The organism is Alcanivorax sp. HI0083 (assembly GCF_001635175.1).
The window spans coordinates 1-414 of record NZ_LWFX01000447.1 but is presented as its reverse complement, the minus strand read 5'-3'; the positions used below and the strand labels follow the sequence as shown (position 1 = coordinate 414).

The window sequence follows — 414 nt, the reverse complement described above, 5'->3', positions numbered from 1 at the left end:
GATAACAGTGACCAGGTCTTTGATCCTGCATTGGCCCGTCGCCGCGCCGGGGGGCGTGACCACCTTGCCGACGAAATGCTGAAAATGTTGCTTGATAGCCTGGAAATAGATCGCCCGGCTATCTCCGCCGCCTTCGACCGGAACGATAACGACGACTTGCTGGAGCGGGTGCACAAACTCCACGGTGCGACCCGCTACTGCGGCACTCCCCGCCTGGAACAAAGCGCCCGGCAACTCGAAGAAGCATTGAAGACCGGCAGCGACCGTACCCACCTTGGGCCACGGGTCTCTGCCTTGTGTGATGAGATATGTGCTCTGGAACAGCTTCGGTATCCGCAAAGACATGCGGGTGGCGCCGTACCATCTTGTCACACAGCACCTGAACCACTTCATTGAAATCAAACAGCCCCTGCT

1 protein-coding gene and 1 pseudogene are annotated in these 414 nt (G+C 58.5%); one reads left to right on the top strand and one right to left on the bottom strand.

Translation table 11 applies throughout. From position 1 onward, the window contains the following. On the bottom strand, positions 1-183 hold a 183-nt coding region (locus tag A3754_RS28770; protein ID WP_304439807.1), incomplete at its 3' end, for a hypothetical protein. Here A3754_RS28770 and A3754_RS28765 point away from each other — a divergent pair. After that, positions 121-258, top strand: a pseudogene (locus A3754_RS28765) (Hpt domain-containing protein); the annotation flags it as partial. The gene A3754_RS28770 and the pseudogene A3754_RS28765 overlap by 63 nt on opposite strands. Positions 259-414 lie beyond the last annotated feature (156 nt).